Source organism: Streptomyces sp. NBC_00457, assembly GCF_036014015.1.
Taxonomy (GTDB): domain Bacteria; phylum Actinomycetota; class Actinomycetes; order Streptomycetales; family Streptomycetaceae; genus Streptomyces.
The window spans coordinates 9,091,533-9,105,302 of record NZ_CP107905.1 but is presented as its reverse complement, the minus strand read 5'-3'; the positions used below and the strand labels follow the sequence as shown (position 1 = coordinate 9,105,302).

The 13,770-nt window shown below is 70.1% G+C and carries 17 protein-coding genes and 1 riboswitch; of the genes, 6 read left to right on the top strand and 11 right to left on the bottom strand.

The window, feature by feature from the left end; all coding sequences use genetic code 11:
- Window positions 1-9: 9 nt before the first annotated feature.
- From OG828_RS41740 to OG828_RS41705, 8 genes are all read right to left on the bottom strand, one after another.
- Complete coding sequence (locus OG828_RS41740) at window positions 10-1,596, bottom strand: alpha/beta hydrolase (RefSeq protein ID WP_328505029.1); 1,587 nt, start codon at window positions 1,594-1,596, stop codon at window positions 10-12.
- 114 nt (window positions 1,597-1,710) lie between these two features.
- Window positions 1,711-2,502, bottom strand: coding sequence for an urease accessory protein UreD (locus OG828_RS41735; RefSeq protein WP_328504074.1), 792 nt, complete (start codon window positions 2,500-2,502; stop codon window positions 1,711-1,713).
- Window positions 2,490-3,167, bottom strand: coding sequence for an urease accessory protein UreG (gene ureG, locus OG828_RS41730; protein ID WP_328504073.1), 678 nt, complete (start codon window positions 3,165-3,167; stop codon window positions 2,490-2,492). Before ureG ends, OG828_RS41735 begins: the two co-directional genes overlap by 13 nt.
- A 124-nt stretch (window positions 3,168-3,291) precedes the next feature.
- Entirely contained in the window at window positions 3,292-3,966 is a 675-nt protein-coding gene (locus OG828_RS41725; protein WP_328504072.1) for an urease accessory protein UreF, read from the bottom strand.
- An 11-nt stretch (window positions 3,967-3,977) separates the two neighbouring features.
- The gene (locus OG828_RS41720; RefSeq protein ID WP_328368901.1) at window positions 3,978-5,699 is read right to left on the bottom strand and encodes an urease subunit alpha; all 1,722 of its coding nucleotides are present in this window, start codon (window positions 5,697-5,699) and stop codon (window positions 3,978-3,980) included.
- Window positions 5,692-6,003: an urease subunit beta gene (locus tag OG828_RS41715; RefSeq protein ID WP_210571111.1), complete on the bottom strand. Its 312-nt coding sequence runs from the start codon at window positions 6,001-6,003 to the stop codon at window positions 5,692-5,694. The genes OG828_RS41720 and OG828_RS41715 overlap by 8 nt, the downstream gene beginning before the upstream one ends.
- A 49-nt stretch (window positions 6,004-6,052) precedes the next feature.
- Window positions 6,053-6,355 (bottom strand): urease subunit gamma, encoded by a 303-nt coding sequence (locus OG828_RS41710; RefSeq protein ID WP_210571110.1) that lies wholly within the window; start codon window positions 6,353-6,355, stop codon window positions 6,053-6,055.
- Window positions 6,356-6,506: 151 nt separating this feature from the next.
- Entirely contained in the window at window positions 6,507-7,136 is a 630-nt protein-coding gene (locus tag OG828_RS41705; RefSeq protein ID WP_328504071.1) for a TetR/AcrR family transcriptional regulator, read from the bottom strand.
- 125 nt (window positions 7,137-7,261) lie between these two features.
- Between OG828_RS41705 and OG828_RS41700 the strand changes: the two genes are divergently transcribed.
- The gene (locus tag OG828_RS41700; protein WP_328504070.1) at window positions 7,262-8,260 is read left to right on the top strand and encodes an ABC transporter permease; all 999 of its coding nucleotides are present in this window, start codon (window positions 7,262-7,264) and stop codon (window positions 8,258-8,260) included.
- A 64-nt stretch (window positions 8,261-8,324) separates the two neighbouring features.
- Here the strand turns inward: OG828_RS41700 and OG828_RS41695 are convergent, their stop codons facing one another.
- Window positions 8,325-8,600 (bottom strand): type II toxin-antitoxin system Phd/YefM family antitoxin, encoded by a 276-nt coding sequence (locus OG828_RS41695; RefSeq protein ID WP_328368891.1) that lies wholly within the window; start codon window positions 8,598-8,600, stop codon window positions 8,325-8,327.
- A gap of 88 nt (window positions 8,601-8,688) precedes the next feature.
- Here OG828_RS41695 and OG828_RS41690 point away from each other — a divergent pair, with 88 nt between their 5' ends.
- The 3 genes from OG828_RS41690 (at window position 8,689) to OG828_RS41680 (ending at window position 10,632) form a co-directional block, all read left to right on the top strand.
- Complete coding sequence (locus OG828_RS41690) at window positions 8,689-9,324, top strand: ATP-dependent Clp protease proteolytic subunit (RefSeq protein ID WP_328368889.1); 636 nt, start codon at window positions 8,689-8,691, stop codon at window positions 9,322-9,324.
- Window positions 9,325-9,331: 7 nt separating this feature from the next.
- On the top strand, window positions 9,332-9,640 hold the full coding sequence (locus tag OG828_RS41685; RefSeq protein WP_210571105.1) for a hypothetical protein: 309 nt from the start codon (window positions 9,332-9,334) through the stop codon (window positions 9,638-9,640).
- 316 nt (window positions 9,641-9,956) lie between these two features.
- Window positions 9,957-10,155: riboswitch (cyclic di-AMP (ydaO/yuaA leader) on the top strand.
- Window positions 10,156-10,158: 3 nt separating this feature from the next.
- The gene (locus OG828_RS41680; protein WP_210571104.1) at window positions 10,159-10,632 is read left to right on the top strand and encodes a C40 family peptidase; all 474 of its coding nucleotides are present in this window, start codon (window positions 10,159-10,161) and stop codon (window positions 10,630-10,632) included.
- Between the two features lie 66 nt (window positions 10,633-10,698).
- Here OG828_RS41680 and OG828_RS41675 read toward each other — a convergent pair whose 3' ends face one another.
- Complete coding sequence (locus OG828_RS41675; protein ID WP_328441757.1) at window positions 10,699-11,160, bottom strand: ATP-binding protein; 462 nt, start codon at window positions 11,158-11,160, stop codon at window positions 10,699-10,701.
- A gap of 212 nt (window positions 11,161-11,372) precedes the next feature.
- Between OG828_RS41675 and OG828_RS41670 the strand changes: the two genes are divergently transcribed.
- Together OG828_RS41670 and OG828_RS41665 are read left to right on the top strand one after the other, a co-directional pair.
- Complete coding sequence (locus OG828_RS41670) at window positions 11,373-12,242, top strand: helix-turn-helix domain-containing protein (RefSeq protein ID WP_328504069.1); 870 nt, start codon at window positions 11,373-11,375, stop codon at window positions 12,240-12,242.
- A 9-nt stretch (window positions 12,243-12,251) separates the two neighbouring features.
- Entirely contained in the window at window positions 12,252-12,476 is a 225-nt protein-coding gene (locus OG828_RS41665) for a DUF397 domain-containing protein (RefSeq protein ID WP_301978072.1), read from the top strand.
- A 61-nt stretch (window positions 12,477-12,537) separates the two neighbouring features.
- On the opposite strand, the gene OG828_RS41660 is transcribed toward OG828_RS41665, so the two are convergent.
- On the bottom strand, window positions 12,538-13,665 hold the full coding sequence (locus OG828_RS41660) for an 8-amino-7-oxononanoate synthase (protein ID WP_328368877.1): 1,128 nt from the start codon (window positions 13,663-13,665) through the stop codon (window positions 12,538-12,540).
- Window positions 13,666-13,770 lie beyond the last annotated feature (105 nt).

The window sequence follows — 13,770 nt, the reverse complement described above, 5'->3', positions numbered from 1 at the left end:
TACGACTCTTTACGGCTTGGGCGTGGCGTGCGGTGCGCAGGTCACGTCGGCGCCGTCCAGCTTGCCGGTCAGCAGGTAGGTGTCCACCCGCTCGTTGATGCACGGGTTGACCAGGCTGGTCACGCCGTGGGAGCCCGCGTTCTTCTCGGTGATCAGGCGGGAGCCCTTGAAACGCTTGTGCAGTTCGACGGCTCCCGCGTACGGGGTGGCCGCGTCACGCGTGGACTGCACGATCAGCACGCCCGGCAGACCCTTGCCGGTCTTCACGTTCACCGGGGTCTGCTGCTTGACCGGCCAGGTGGCGCACGGCAGGTTCAGCCAGGCGTTGGCCCACGTCATGAACGGGTACTTCTTGTGCAGCTCGGTGTTGTCGCGGTCCCACTTCTTCCAGCTGGTGGGCCACTTGGCGTCGGTGCACTCGACGGCGGTGTAGACGGCGTTGCCGTTCTCCGAGGCGGCGTTGCCCGCGGTGTCCGACAGGTCGGGAGCGGCGGCGTCGACGAGCGCCTGGGTGTCACCCGCGACGTACTTGCTCCACACCTGGGCGGTGGGCGCCCACGCGGAGTCGTAGTACGGAGCGCTCTGGAAGAAACCGACGAGCTCGGCAGGACCGACGAGCCCGCCGATCGGGTTCTTCTTGGCCGCGGCCCTCAACTTCAGCCACTGGGCCTGGACTTCGGCCCGAGTGTCGCCCAGGTGATAGGTCGCGTCGTTCTTGGCGACCCAGTCCTGCCAGTCCTTCCAGCGCATCTCGAAGGCGACGTCCTGGTCGAGGTTGGCCTCGTACCAGATCTTCTCGCGCGACGGGTTGACGACGCTGTCGGCGACCATGCGGCGCACATGCGTCGGGAACATCGTGCCGTAGACGGCGGCGATGTACGTGCCGTAGGAGACGCCGAGGAAGTTGAGCTTCTTCTCGCCGAGGGCGGCCCGGATGACGTCCAGGTCACGTGCGGTGTTCGGCGTCGTCATGTGCGGCAGCATCTCGCCGCTGCGCTCCTTGCAGCCGGCCGCGTACTCGGCGGCGAGCTTGCGTTGGGCGCGCTTGTCGGCCTCGGAGTCCGGCACCGGGTCCAGCTTGGGCGCCTTCACGAACTCCTGTGGATCGGCGCAGGAGATGGGCGCCGAGTGGCCGACACCGCGCGGGTCGAAGCCCACGAAGTCGTACGCCTTCGCCGTGTTCACCCAGAGCGGCGCCTTGGTGGTGACCCGGCGCGGGAAGCGCAGGCCCGAACCGCCGGGGCCGCCGGGGTTGTAGATGAGGGCACCCTGGCGCTCCGCCTTGGTGCCCGTGTTGCCGATGCGGTCGACGGCGAGCTTGATCTGCTTGCCGTGGGGCTTGGCGTAGTCGAGCGGGACGGTGACCCAGCCGCACTGGATGGGCTTCTCGAGTCCCCAGTCGGCGGGGCAGTCCTGCCAGTCGATCCCGGCCTTCGCGGCACGGGCTGCGGCCAGCGACACGCCACGGGCCTCGCGGTCCTGACCGTGCCGGCTGGTCGCGCCGGCGGTGGGCGCCGCGACAGCACCCGCTATCAGGGTCGCCGTGACGAGCACTCCGGCCGAACCGAGCGCCGCAACCCGGCCTTTTGGTCGCATGTCCCTCAAGTGGGACCTCCCCGTACGTCGTTGTGATGAGTACGGGGATCCTCTCGGCTGTGTGATCCCTGAGAACAGGGTTGACGACCGTTCTTTGCCAATCCGATAACCGGATTACGCCGTTCGCTGGCCGGAACCCTCTCCCAGAACCGTCAGCGCCTCGTCCAGCACCCGGCGCAGCCGCAGCGCGTCCGGCGCGACGGCCGTGACCAGCGCGGCGGGCCCGGCGAGCGGCGTCACGGCAGCCGTCTCCCCGATGACCCGGGCCACCGCGGGCTCGGTCGCGAACTCCGGTCGTACGACGACCAGTTGCCCCACGGCCCGATACCCACCGAGGACGGCGGGCCCGTCCCAGCCTCCCGGCGCCCCGGGCCCGCACGCCAGCTCCTGGTCGAGGACGGTCCGCCCCGCGATCCGCACAGTGAGACGACTGGTGAGCCTGCCGGGTTCCTCACCGACGCGGCCGAGCACCTGTTCCTCGCGCAGCACGAGCCGGGCGCCCGCACCGAGGTCGACCTGTGTGCCGACGTACAGTTCGCTGCCGCCAGCCGAGATCAACTGCTCGGGCAGCCAGCGCAGTTCACCTCCGTCGGCGACGGAGAGCCGCACGTCGTAGCGCGCCTCGCCCTTCGCCTGCCCGGGCAGCGCGATGGTCGCCGCGGCCGACCCGACCCGCAGCCGGGCTCCTGCTGCCACGTCCGCGACCACCGTGAAGTGGTCCCCGCCGAGCGGCCCGCTCATCGCGCCGACGAGCATGACATGCGCCTGAGAGCCACTCCCCCGCGTACGCCGCAGGGCGATCGGCCCCTCTCCCTCCAGCAGCGGCAGAGCCGTACCGCCGCGTCCGTCCTCCCGGGCGCCGATCCTCGCGGTCGCCCGCACACCGGTCACGGTCACGCCCGCCACGAAGCGAGCTGCGCCCGCACCCACCCGGCGACGTCCGCCACCCCGGCCTCGCTCCTCAACGACTGGAACACGACCGGCAGTTCGGCCCGCTGCGCCTTGGCATCGGCCGCCATCCGCGCCAGGTCGGAGCCGACGTACGGGGCGAGGTCGGTCTTGTTCACGACCAGCAGATCGGCGGTGGTGACGCCGGGTCCGCCCTTCCGTGGAATGTCGTCCCCTCCGGCGACATCGATCACGAAGATCTGCGCGTCGACGAGCCCTTTGGAGAAGGTGGCGGTGAGGTTGTCACCGCCGGATTCGACGAGGATCAGATCGAGCGGCCCGACCTCGTCCTCCAGATCCTCCACGGCTTCCAGATTCGCCGAGATGTCGTCCCGAATCGCCGTGTGCGGACAGGCCCCCGTCTCCACAGCGGTGATCCGCTCCGGCGGCAACACGGCCTCCTTGAGCAGGAACTCGGCGTCCTCGCGCGTGTAGATGTCGTTGGTGACCACGGCAAGGGACAGTTCGTCACGCAGGGCACGACACAGCGCGGCAACGGTGGCGGTCTTCCCGGAACCGACGGGCCCACCGAGCCCGATACGAAGGGCACGACGGGAGCCGTCGGGACGGCGGGCGTCGGCGCTGATGGCGGAAACGCCCTCGTGAGAGTGGTCAAGATGCATAGAAGCGGCTCCAATACCAACTAGCCCGTCCGGCGTTCGAGGACGAGGCCGCAAGGCCGATACGGGGGTCTGGGGGCGAGCCCCCAGGGATGGGACGGGTAGGGGCGGCGGGGCGAAGAATCCCCTAGGACGCGAACAGCCGTACAGCCCAAGCCGCATGCACCTCCGCCCCGATCTCCAACAACGGAGCCGAACCCGCGGGCAACACCCCGACCCCCTCGTCGGCCACCCGCCGAGCCGCCTCCACCGCCCGATCCGCCACCAGGTCCATCTCGGGCGCCAACCGCGCCAGAACCCCCGTCGCATCGAACGGATCAAGACTCAACAACCGCACCGTCGCCGAAGCCGCCCCGCTCACAGACTCATACACCGAGCAGTACGCCGCATCCACAGCCCCCAACCCGGCAGCCCGCGCCGCAAGCCCCAGCACCACCGGCTGATGCGCCCCCTTGGGAAACTCCCGTGCCAGCGCGTCGAGTTCGGAAGACGGCCACGTCGCCCGAGCGGCCCGCATCAACTGCCGCCCCAGCTTCCGCGCGGCACCACGCAACGCCTCGGACGGTGTCCGCGCATCCGCCGCCGCATCCAGCGCCACCGGATCGACCCCCACCGCGGCGGCCGCCGCCAGCGCCCCCGACACCAGACCCGCCGTATGCAACCGCCCCCGGCAGAAGGCCTCCAGACTCGCCGCCCCGGTGATCCGCCCGGCCTTGACCGCGGCCTCGGCCCCGCCGGAGTGCGCATGCCCTCCGGCGGGAAACCGGCCGTCGGCCAGAACGAGGAGCGCTGCCCTGGACATCGGACCCGCCCTCAGAAGAGGAAGTAACGCTGGGCCATGGGCAGTTCGGCGGCGGCGGTCGCCTCGACCAGCTCCCCGTCGATGTGCACGGCGAAGCTGTCGGGATCGACCCGCACCTGCGGCCGTGCGTCGTTCTCCCGCATGTCGGCCTTGGTGACGGCACGCGTCGACGCGATGGCGACGAACGACTTGCCGAGCTGCAGCCGCTCCGGCAGCCCGTCCTCGATCGCCAACGGGGCGACGAAGTTGACCGAGTTGGACGCGGGCGCCCGCCCGATCGCGCCGAACATCGGCCTCGGCAGGATCGGCTGCGGGGTCGGAATGGAGGCGTTGGCGTCGCCCATCTGCGCGTACGCGATCTGCCCGCCCTTGATGACGAGCTGCGGCTTGACGCCGAAGAACGCCGGCTCCCACAGCACGAGGTCGGCGAGCTTGCCGGTCTCGACGGAGCCGATCTCGCGCGCCAGGCCCTGCGCGAGCGCCGGGTTGATCGTGTACTTGGCGACATAGCGACGTACTCGACGATTGTCCGCGCGACCGTCACCCGGCAGTACACCCCGCCGCCGCTTCATCACGTGCGCCGTCTGCCACGTCCGCATGATGACCTCGCCGACCCGGCCCATGGCCTGGGAGTCCGAGGAGATGATCGAGATGGCGCCCAGGTCGTGCAGGATGTCCTCGGCGCCGATGGTGGACGGCCGGATCCGGGACTCGGCGAAGGCCAGGTCCTCCGGCACGGCCGCGTTCAGGTGGTGGCACACCATCAGCATGTCGAGGTGTTCCTCGGCGGTGTTCACCGTGAACGGCCGCGTCGGGTTCGTCGAGCTCGGCAGCACATGCGGCTCGGACACCACGGTCATGATGTCGGGCGCGTGCCCGCCGCCCGCGCCCTCCGTGTGATACGCGTGGATGCCGCGTCCGGCGATCGCGGCGAGCGTGTCGCCCACGAAACCGGCCTCGTTCAAGGTGTCCGTGTGGATGGCGATCTGAATGCCCGTCTGATCCGCCACGGTCAGCGAGGCGTCGATGACGGCCGGAGTGGATCCCCAGTCCTCATGCAGCTTCAAGCCCAGCGCTCCACCACGGATCTGCGACAGCATCGCCTCGCGCGAGACGGTGTTGCCCTTGCCCAGCAGACCGAAGTTGACGGGGTAGGCCTCCATCGCCTCCAGCATCCGGGCCAGATGCCACGGGCCGGGGGTGACCGTCGTCGCCTTCGAGCCCTCGGCCGGGCCCGTGCCGCCGCCGATCAGCGTGGTGATGCCGGAGGACAGCGCCTCGTCGGCGATCTGCGGGCAGATGAAGTGGACGTGCGCGTCGATGGCGCCCGCCGTCACGATCCGCCCGTTGCCCGCGATGACCTCGGTCTCGGGGCCGATGACGAGGTCGGGGTGCACCCCGTCCATCGTGTCGGGGTTGCCGGCCTTGCCGATGCCGGTGATCCGGCCGTCTCGGATGCCGATGTCGGCCTTGACGATCCCCCAGTGGTCGATCACCACGGCGCCCGTGATGACCGTGTCCGGGGTGCCGTCTGCGCGCGTAGCACGCGACTGGCCCATGGACTCGCGGATGACCTTGCCCCCGCCGAACACGGCCTCGTCACCGGCGAGTCCTGGCCCGCCGGAACGATCCTCCTCGATCTCGATCAGCAGATCGGTGTCGGCCAGCCGGATCCGGTCGCCGGTGGTCGGGCCGAACAGGTCGGCGTACGCGGCACGCGAGATCTCAGGCATCGAGGGCACCTCCGGTCTCCCCGCGCAGCCCGGGCACGACACGGGCGCCGGTGAGGGGGACGAGTTCGACGTCGACGGGGATACCGGGCTCGAACCGTACGGCCGTACCGGCGGCGATGTTGAGCCGCTTGCCGCGGGCGGCGGCGCGGTCGAAGTCCAGACCGGGGTTGGCCTCGGCGAAGTGGTAGTGGGAGCCGACCTGGACGGGCCGGTCGGCGGCGTTCAGGACGGTCAGGCTGGTGACCTCGCGGCCCTCGTTGTACACAACGGGCTCGTCCGCGAACAGGATCTCACCGGGGATCATCGGCTCACTCCGGGATTCTTGGGCGCTCCGGGATTCATCGGCCGGCCCCTCAGACGATCGGGTCGTGGACGGTGACGAGCTTGGTGCCGTCGGGGAAGGTCGCCTCGACCTGGACGTCGTGGATCATCTCGGGGATGCCGTCCATGACGTCGTCCCGGGTGAGCAGCTTGCGTCCGGAGGCCATGAGCTCGGCGACGGTACGTCCGTCGCGGGCGCCTTCGAGGATGTGCGCGGTGATGAGGGCGACCGCCTCGGGGTGGTTGAGCCTGAGGCCGCGGGCCCGGCGCTTCTCGGCCACGTCGGCCGCCACGTGGATGAGCAGCCTCTCCTGCTCGTGCGGGGTCAGTTGCACGTCCCACCTCTCATCCTCGCTCCGGACCGTGCGGGTCCGGTTGCCGCGGCCACGGGGCAAAGTGCCTGGTGGCGTGGATGGGCAGGCTAGTTGGCAGGAGTTTCAGGCACGTTGTCACGAGTTTCGGGCACGTTAACCGGGCGGTGATCCATCAGGCTTCGGGCTGCGGGTCCCGTGCGCCCATCAACGCCCGCAGGCCGCTCTGGAGAACCTCGACGGGGGCCGGCCCGAACACCGTCTGCTGGGCGATGAACCCCTGCACGGCGGCGATCATGGTCCGCGCCACATGATCCGGGGGCACGTCCCTCGGCATCATCCCGGCATCCTGGTATCCCTCGACGATCCGTCCCCAGGTCAGGCGAATCGCCCCGAAGCCCTCGCGCATGACGGCGGCCAGGTCCTTGTTGCGCAGTGATTCCGCCCAGACCTGGATGATCAGCCGCGGGAACACCGGCTCGCCGTCGACGGTCAGATGGGCCCGCGCACCATAGGTCCGGCCCAGCACCGAGCCGATCAGGACGTCCGGCGGCGGGGGCGGGGTCTGCTCGGCGGCGGCCTCGAAGGACATGCGCACCTCCCCGAGCACTTCGGTGAAGATCGCGGTGATCAGCTCGTCCTTCCCGCTGAAATAGCGGTACACCGCGCCGGCCGAGAGATCCGCCTCCTTCAGCACATCCTGCATGGACGTGGCGTGGAAGCCGTTACGGGCGAAGCAGCGGGCGGCGCCGTCCATGATCTGGCGGCGGCGGGCGTCGAGGTGTGCCTGGGATACGCGGGCCATGGCGCCAAAACTAAAACGAACATTCCTTCTTGACAAGGCAGGGCATCCGCAAGACGCTGACGATACAGCAAAAACGAACGATCCTTCTTTTAAAACTCGCACCTCGCCGATCCGAGGGGAAACCCATGTCCACCGTCACCACGTCAGCCCCGTCGCAGACCCGCCGCCTGCTCGCGATCCTCGTGCTCGTCCCGGTCGTCGCGGCCCTGGCGCTGTGGGCCTTCGCCTGGCCCGCCGCCCGCACCGCGCCGCACGACCTGCCGCTCGGCGTGGCCGGGCCCGCCGCCGCGACGACGCAGGTGGAGGAGCGACTGGCACAGAAGAAGGGCGCGTTCGACGTCCGTCGCTACGCCGACGAGGCCTCCGCCCGGGACGCCATCGAGGACCGGACCGTATACGGCGCGATCGTCGTCACCCCCGACGGCCCTGCCCTGCTGACCTCCACGGCCGCGAGCCCGGTCGTCGCGCAACTCCTGCAGCAGGCGTCCGCCGACATGAACCCGGTCAGGACGGTCGACGTCGTCCCCGCCCCCGAGAACGATCCACGCGGCGCGGCCCTCAACGCGAGCGTGCTGCCGCTCGCGCTGGCCGGCATGGCGGCCGGCGCGGCGGTGACCTTCCTCGGGCTGCGCGGGCTGCGCGCCGTGGCCGCACTGATCGGCGCCGCCGCCCTGGTCGGCGTCGCGGCGACCGCGATCGCGGACAGCTGGCTGAACGTCCTCACCGGTGACTGGTGGGCGGAGGCCGGCTCGCTCGGCCTGGCCACCCTGGCCGTGAGCGCCGCCGTCGCCGGACTCAGCGCGCTCATCGGTCCCGCCGGCACGGGGCTCGCCGCCGGTGTGGTGATGCTCTTCGGCAACCCGTGGTCCGCGGCGGCCTCGGCCCCGCAGATGCTGCCGGATCCCGCCGGGACGATCGGCCAGTGGCTGCCGCCCGGCGCGGGGACGACCCTGCTGCGCTCGGTGTCCTTCTTCGACGGCGCGGCGGCAACCGGCCCCGCGTTGACGCTGACCTCGTGGGCGGCACTGGGCCTGGGCGCGGTACTGCTCGGGAACGCACTCAAGAGGCGGACGAAGGGGAACGCACCGAAGGAGGGGGCACGCGAGCTATCGCCGGTCAACTGAAAGCGCCCCGTCAGGGGCGCGGGGAACTGCGCGACAAGCCCCCACCGACCCGCACCGGCGAGCGCTACCCCTGATCGCCTCCCCGATGCTCCGCAGCAATGCCGAACCGCTGCCGTTCCCGGGGAGGCGAGGCGAGTTCACGGACAGCGGAAACCGAGCTGATCACCTGCTCATCAGCGGGCTCCAGCCGCTCGAGCCGTTCGAGGTCGGCGGCGGAGACAAGGGCGACGAGGGGCTTGCCGTGCCGTGTCACGACGACGCGCTCCCCGCCGTACACCACCTTGTTGATCAGGTCGGCGAGCTCAGCCCTGGCTTGCGTCACCGGAATCTCGTAGGCCATGCCACCAGCTTACGGGGACCCCCTCCCGCTCACTACGTACATCCTGTACGTTTTTTACAGAGACAGCACTGCCGAGGAGGGGTTCGTCATGACCCGACCGTCCGCCCGCTATGTCCTGCCCGAGTTCACGGAGCGCACCAGCTTCGGGCAGAAGACGATGGACCCGTACTCGAAGCTGCTGGAGGAGCGGATCGTCTTTCTCGGTACCCAGATCGACGACACTTCGGCGAACGACGTGATGGCGCAGTTCATGCACCTCGAGTACCAGGACCCCGACCGGGACATCTCGCTCTACATCAACTCCCCCGGCGGCTCCTTCAGCGCGATGTCGGCGATCTACGACACGCTGCAGTACGTCACCTGCGACGTGGAGACGATCTGCCTGGGCCAGGCGGGCGCGTCCGCCGCCGTGCTGCTGGCCGCGGGCACACCGGGCAAGCGGTTCGCGCTGCCGGGCGCGCGCTTGGTGATCCATCAGCCGGGGCTGCCCGAGCCGATCGAGGGACAGGCCAGCGACCTGGCCATCCACGCCGAGGAGTTGACGCGGATCAGGGGCCGCCTGGAGGAGATGCTCGTACGGCACACCGGGCGCACGCGTGAGCAGGTGAGCGCGGACATCGAGCGGGACAAGATCCTCACGGCGCAGCAGGCCCTGGAGTACGGGCTGGTGGACCGGATCATCCCCAGCCGCAAGGCCACCATGGCTCCGCCCACCGGGAAGTGACGCGCCCGTGCTCCCACCCGAACTCCCGCCGCTGCCCGCCCTCACGCGCGCCGAGGGCGAGTTGATCGACCGTTATCTCGATGTGGTCGACCTGCTGGGCCGGATCAACCCGGCGCACCACGGGGACACCTACCGCGGACTGCGCGCCGCCCAGGCGTTGGTGGCCAAGGCGACCGAGCTGCGCGACGCGCTGGCGCTGATGCACCAGCGGGGCGAGACCGAGCTGCACGCACCGACGCTCACGCGGGCGCTGCGTGTGCTGGACGGCGAGCGCCGGACGGCGCGCGTCATCGTGCCGCCGCGCTCCGACAGTTGACGCACAGTCGCCCGGACCGGGACTCAAACGGACCAAATGACGTACCCCTGTTCGGAGTAGATGCTTGTCGTTTTTTGGGACCGCCGGGGTTGCGCAGCCCACTGGCCTCCGGGGCGGGTGAGCGGTTTTCGCGCTGGTCCGGGGGTGCGTGGGGCCCTCGACATCCACCCGAACACAGGGGTGTCCACCCGAACGGGTGAGTGGTGAGTAACCCCACAAATCGCCGATTCCATTGGGTATTTCACTCACGCGTGAGTGAAGATCCGTGTCTGACGACAAGCCCCCGCCGCAGCGGCGGGGCGGTCCGGGCGGACGCCTAATCCTGCCGCCGCCCGGATGACCGGTCGACAGAAGTGGATCGGCAGGAGTGGAGGACCCAAGCACGACGGGTCGCCGGAACGGTCACGCCATGACCGGGTCGAGCAGCCCTTGGGGTGAAGCCGCGTCAGCGGCCGGGCAACTTCGCCAGCCCGAATCCGACAGGTCATCCTTCACAGGCGGCTGACGAAGGGTTGCGCATGACTGCGCTGAATCGTGTCCCGTCGCTGATGGCCCGAGCCGGTACGGCCTCGGCCCTCACTCTGGCCGCCGTGGGCGGCTCCGTCGTGGTGCCAGGTCTCTCCTCGGATGCCGCGGCAGCGACTCCGGCGACGAAGGCGCTCCAGGTCGCGGCTTCCAAGAAGGGCGCACCGTACAAGTACGGCGCCACGGGGCCGCGCCGGTTCGACTGCTCGGGGCTGACGCTGTACTCGTACAAGAAGGCGGGCAAGAGCCTGCCGCGGACGGCCGCTCAGCAGTACAACAAGACGCGCCACATCTCGGCCAAGAGCCGCAAGGCCGGAGACCTGGTGTTCTTCCACTCGGGCTCGAACGTGTACCACGTCGGCATCTACGCCGGGAAGGGAAAGATCTGGCACTCCCCGAAGACCGGGGACGTCGTGAGGCTGCAGAAGATCTGGACCAGGAGCGTCTGGTACGGCCGGGTGAAGTGACCTGAGCGACGCGGTGGCGGCGCCCTGACGCGCCGCCACCGCGTCATCCCGCACCAGGCCTGATCTCTAAGGGTCCTGCTGCACCGCTGTCGTCGTCACGGGCCGCGCCGGTACCGTCCACGGCAGTTCGATGGAGACCGTCTTGCCGCCCTCCCGGGTGGGCCGGATTCTCAGCTTGCCGCCGAACTCGGCGGTCAGCCAACGGATGATCACGAGCCCGCGGCCGTTGTCCTGCTGGACGGCCGCGGGCAGTCGTTTGGGAAAACGCGGATGGCTGTCGGTGACTCCGATGCGCAGTTGTTCGTCACGGTCGAGTTCGAGGTCCACCGTGAAGGTGGGTGACTGCCCGAACGTGTGCTGTACGGCGTTGGTGGCGAGTTCCGAGACGATGAGGCGGATGGTGTCGGCCAGTTCCGTGTCGGCCGGCAGTCCCCATTCCCCCAGGGTGCCGACCACGTAGGTGCGGGCGGCGGAGACCGAGGCGGGATCGCTCGGCAGAGTGACGGATGCTTCCAGATGGTCTGCCATGGCGACGTCGTCCCTTTCCCACGGGACCGCAGTCCGACATGGAGCGGAGGGTTCGAGTACGGTCCCGGACTGGTGCTTCGTCGCCAGACTGCCACTACCGGGCCGGTCACGGGTGCGATCCACCAAGATATGCATATATCTGTCGCTCGAAGCGGTGAACTCTGCGACGGCAGACCGTATTTGGGCGGCCCGGAAGGAGTAAGGAGGAGCCCATGCAGCACGGTCCCGCGGTACGCCGCCGAAAACTGGGCGCCGAATTGCGCACGCTGCGCACCGGCGCCGGGCTCACGAGCGGCGAGGCGGCCCGGCTCGTGGGCTGGCACCAGTCGAAGGTGAGCCGCATCGAGACCGGCGCGAGCGGGGTGAAACCGGCCGATGTGCGGTTACTCCTCGACGCCTACGGAGTGGCGGATCCCCAACTACGGGAGTTGCTGCTGGTGTTGGCGGGACAGGACGACAGTGCCGGGCGGCACCACTGGTGGCATGCGTACCGGGGCGTGCTGCCGCCGACGTACCGGGATTTCATCAGCCTGGAATCCCAGGCCAGCGCGATGCGCACGCTGGAGACCTCCGTCGTCCCGGGGCTGCTGCAGACGCCGGAGTACGCGCGGGCGGTGACCCGGGCCGCGGTCGGCGGGCTGGACGAGGACGCCGACGACCGGCTGGACACGCTGGTGGAAGTGCGCCTGGCCAGGCAGGACGTGCTGCGCTCGCGGCCGCCTCTGGCGCTGAGCGCGGTGCTCGACGAGGCGGTGCTGCACCGGGAGATCGGCGGGCCGGACGTCATGGCACGGCAGTTGGAGCGGCTGATCGAGGCGGCGCGCTACCCCCAAGTGCGGCTTCAGGTCCTGCCGTTCGCGGCCGGTGCCCACATCGGCATCACCGGGCCTTTCGTTATTTTCTCATTTTCGAGCACTTCTGATCTGGACGTGGTTGTTCTCGACCACTTGACGAGTAGCCTCTACCTCGAGCGGAAAGAAGACCTCCAGGCCTACACCGAGGCCTTCAACACCCTTCAGTTCCACGCCCTTTCGCCCGAGGACTCGTTGGACTACATCGCCGGGATAGGCGCCGGCGTGTAAGGAGGCACCATGTCTGCACTGCCTCGGAACGTGACGTCCAGTACTCAACTGCACGGTGTGCAATGGCTGCGCAGCAGCTACAGCACCGGAGCGAACAACTGCGTCGAGACGGCCCGGCCGCTCTCCGGCCCCGGGGCCGGGCTGCTGGCCGTACGCGACTCCAAGGACCCGGCCGGACCCGCGCTGCTCTTCTCTCCCGAGAGCTGGGCGGGATTCACGGCCGCGCTCCGGTGATCACACGCACCTCGCGCCCCCTCTGAATCAGTTCACGCGACGCACGGCCATGCACGCCGACTCATGGTCGCGTCTCGCCGATCACTCCCACCGCGCGCTCGATCTGGTCCTCGGAGAGGTCAGCTCGGGCGGTGAGCCTCAGCCGTGAGATGCCGTCGGGCACGGAAGGAGGACGGAAGCAGCCCACGGCGAGACCTGCCGTACGGCAGTCGGCCGCCCACCGCACGGCGCCCTCCGGGGACGGCGCGCGCACGGAGACGACCGCGGCGTCCGGACGTACCGCTTCCAGACCCGCGGCGGTCAGGCGTGCGTGGAGTTCGCGTGCCACCGCACGCGCCCGCGCCGCCCGCTCCGGCTCACGGCGCAGCAGCCTGAGCGCCGCCAGGGCCGCCCCCGTCGCGGCGGGGGCCAGGCCCGTGTCGAAGATGAACGTGCGGGCCGCGTTGACCAGATGCGCGATGACCCGGGCGGGTCCGAGTACGGCGCCGCCCTGGCTGCCGAGCGACTTGGACAGCGTGACCGTCACCACGACATCGTCCGCGCCCGCGAGTCCCGCCGCGTGCGGGGCGCCGCGCCCGCCGTCGCCGAGGACGCCGAGACCGTGGGCGTCGTCGACGACCAGACCGGCGCCGTGCTCCCGGCATGCCGTCGCGAGCCCGGTCAGCGGGGCGGCGTCGCCGTCGACCGAGAAGACCGTGTCGGACACGGCGACGGCGGGCCCGTCATGGGTCCGCAGTGCCTTGCGTACGCCGTCCGGGTCGGCGTGTGCGACGACCTGGGTGGTGCCGCGGGCCAGCCGGCAGCCGTCGATCAGCGAGGCGTGGTTGCCGGCGTCGGAGACGATGAGTGAGCCGTGCGGGGCCAGCGCGGTGACCGCGGCGAGGTTGGCCGCGTAGCCGGAGGAGAACACCAGGGCCGCCTCGAAGCCGCAGAAGTCCGCCAGCTCGCGTTCCAGTTCGGCGTGGAGCGCGGTCGTGCCGGTGACCAGGCGGGAGCCGGTGGCGCCGCCGCCCCAGGTGCGGGCCGCGGAGGCGGCGCCCTCGACGACCTCGGGGTGGCGGGCCAGGCCCAGGTAGTCGTTGCTCGCGAGGTCGAGCAGCGGCGAGTCGGCGGGGCGGGGGCGCAGGGTCCGTACCAGTCCGGCGCGGCGGCGCAGCTCCGCCTGTTCGTCGATCCAGCCGAACGCCATGACTCCTCCGGGGCTTTTGTAGGCAGTGCACAGACACTAGTCGTCGGGCCAGCCGCCCATGATGTGGCAATACCCACACGTCGAACCGCCTCTGTTGTCCGATCT

Excerpts from the sequence above, each read along its gene's own strand:
- OG828_RS41740 (WP_328505029.1), bottom strand. The coding sequence starts at position 1,596 with ATGCGACCAAAAGGCCGGGTTGCGGCGCTCGGTTCGGCCGGAGTGCTC.
- ureG (WP_328504073.1), bottom strand. The coding sequence starts at position 3,167 with ATGCATCTTGACCACTCTCACGAGGGCGTTTCCGCCATCAGCGCCGAC.
- OG828_RS41725 (WP_328504072.1), bottom strand. The coding sequence starts at position 3,966 with ATGTCCAGGGCAGCGCTCCTCGTTCTGGCCGACGGCCGGTTTCCCGCC.
- OG828_RS41720 (WP_328368901.1), bottom strand. The coding sequence starts at position 5,699 with ATGCCTGAGATCTCGCGTGCCGCGTACGCCGACCTGTTCGGCCCGACC.
- OG828_RS41715 (WP_210571111.1), bottom strand. The coding sequence starts at position 6,003 with ATGATCCCCGGTGAGATCCTGTTCGCGGACGAGCCCGTTGTGTACAAC.
- OG828_RS41705 (WP_328504071.1), bottom strand. The coding sequence starts at position 7,136 with ATGGCCCGCGTATCCCAGGCACACCTCGACGCCCGCCGCCGCCAGATC.
- OG828_RS41700 (WP_328504070.1), top strand. The coding sequence starts at position 7,262 with ATGTCCACCGTCACCACGTCAGCCCCGTCGCAGACCCGCCGCCTGCTC.
- OG828_RS41695 (WP_328368891.1), bottom strand. The coding sequence starts at position 8,600 with ATGGCCTACGAGATTCCGGTGACGCAAGCCAGGGCTGAGCTCGCCGAC.
- OG828_RS41690 (WP_328368889.1), top strand. The coding sequence starts at position 8,689 with ATGACCCGACCGTCCGCCCGCTATGTCCTGCCCGAGTTCACGGAGCGC.
- OG828_RS41680 (WP_210571104.1), top strand. The coding sequence starts at position 10,159 with ATGACTGCGCTGAATCGTGTCCCGTCGCTGATGGCCCGAGCCGGTACG.
- OG828_RS41675 (WP_328441757.1), bottom strand. The coding sequence starts at position 11,160 with ATGGCAGACCATCTGGAAGCATCCGTCACTCTGCCGAGCGATCCCGCC.
- OG828_RS41670 (WP_328504069.1), top strand. The coding sequence starts at position 11,373 with ATGCAGCACGGTCCCGCGGTACGCCGCCGAAAACTGGGCGCCGAATTG.
- OG828_RS41665 (WP_301978072.1), top strand. The coding sequence starts at position 12,252 with ATGTCTGCACTGCCTCGGAACGTGACGTCCAGTACTCAACTGCACGGT.
- OG828_RS41660 (WP_328368877.1), bottom strand. The coding sequence starts at position 13,665 with ATGGCGTTCGGCTGGATCGACGAACAGGCGGAGCTGCGCCGCCGCGCC.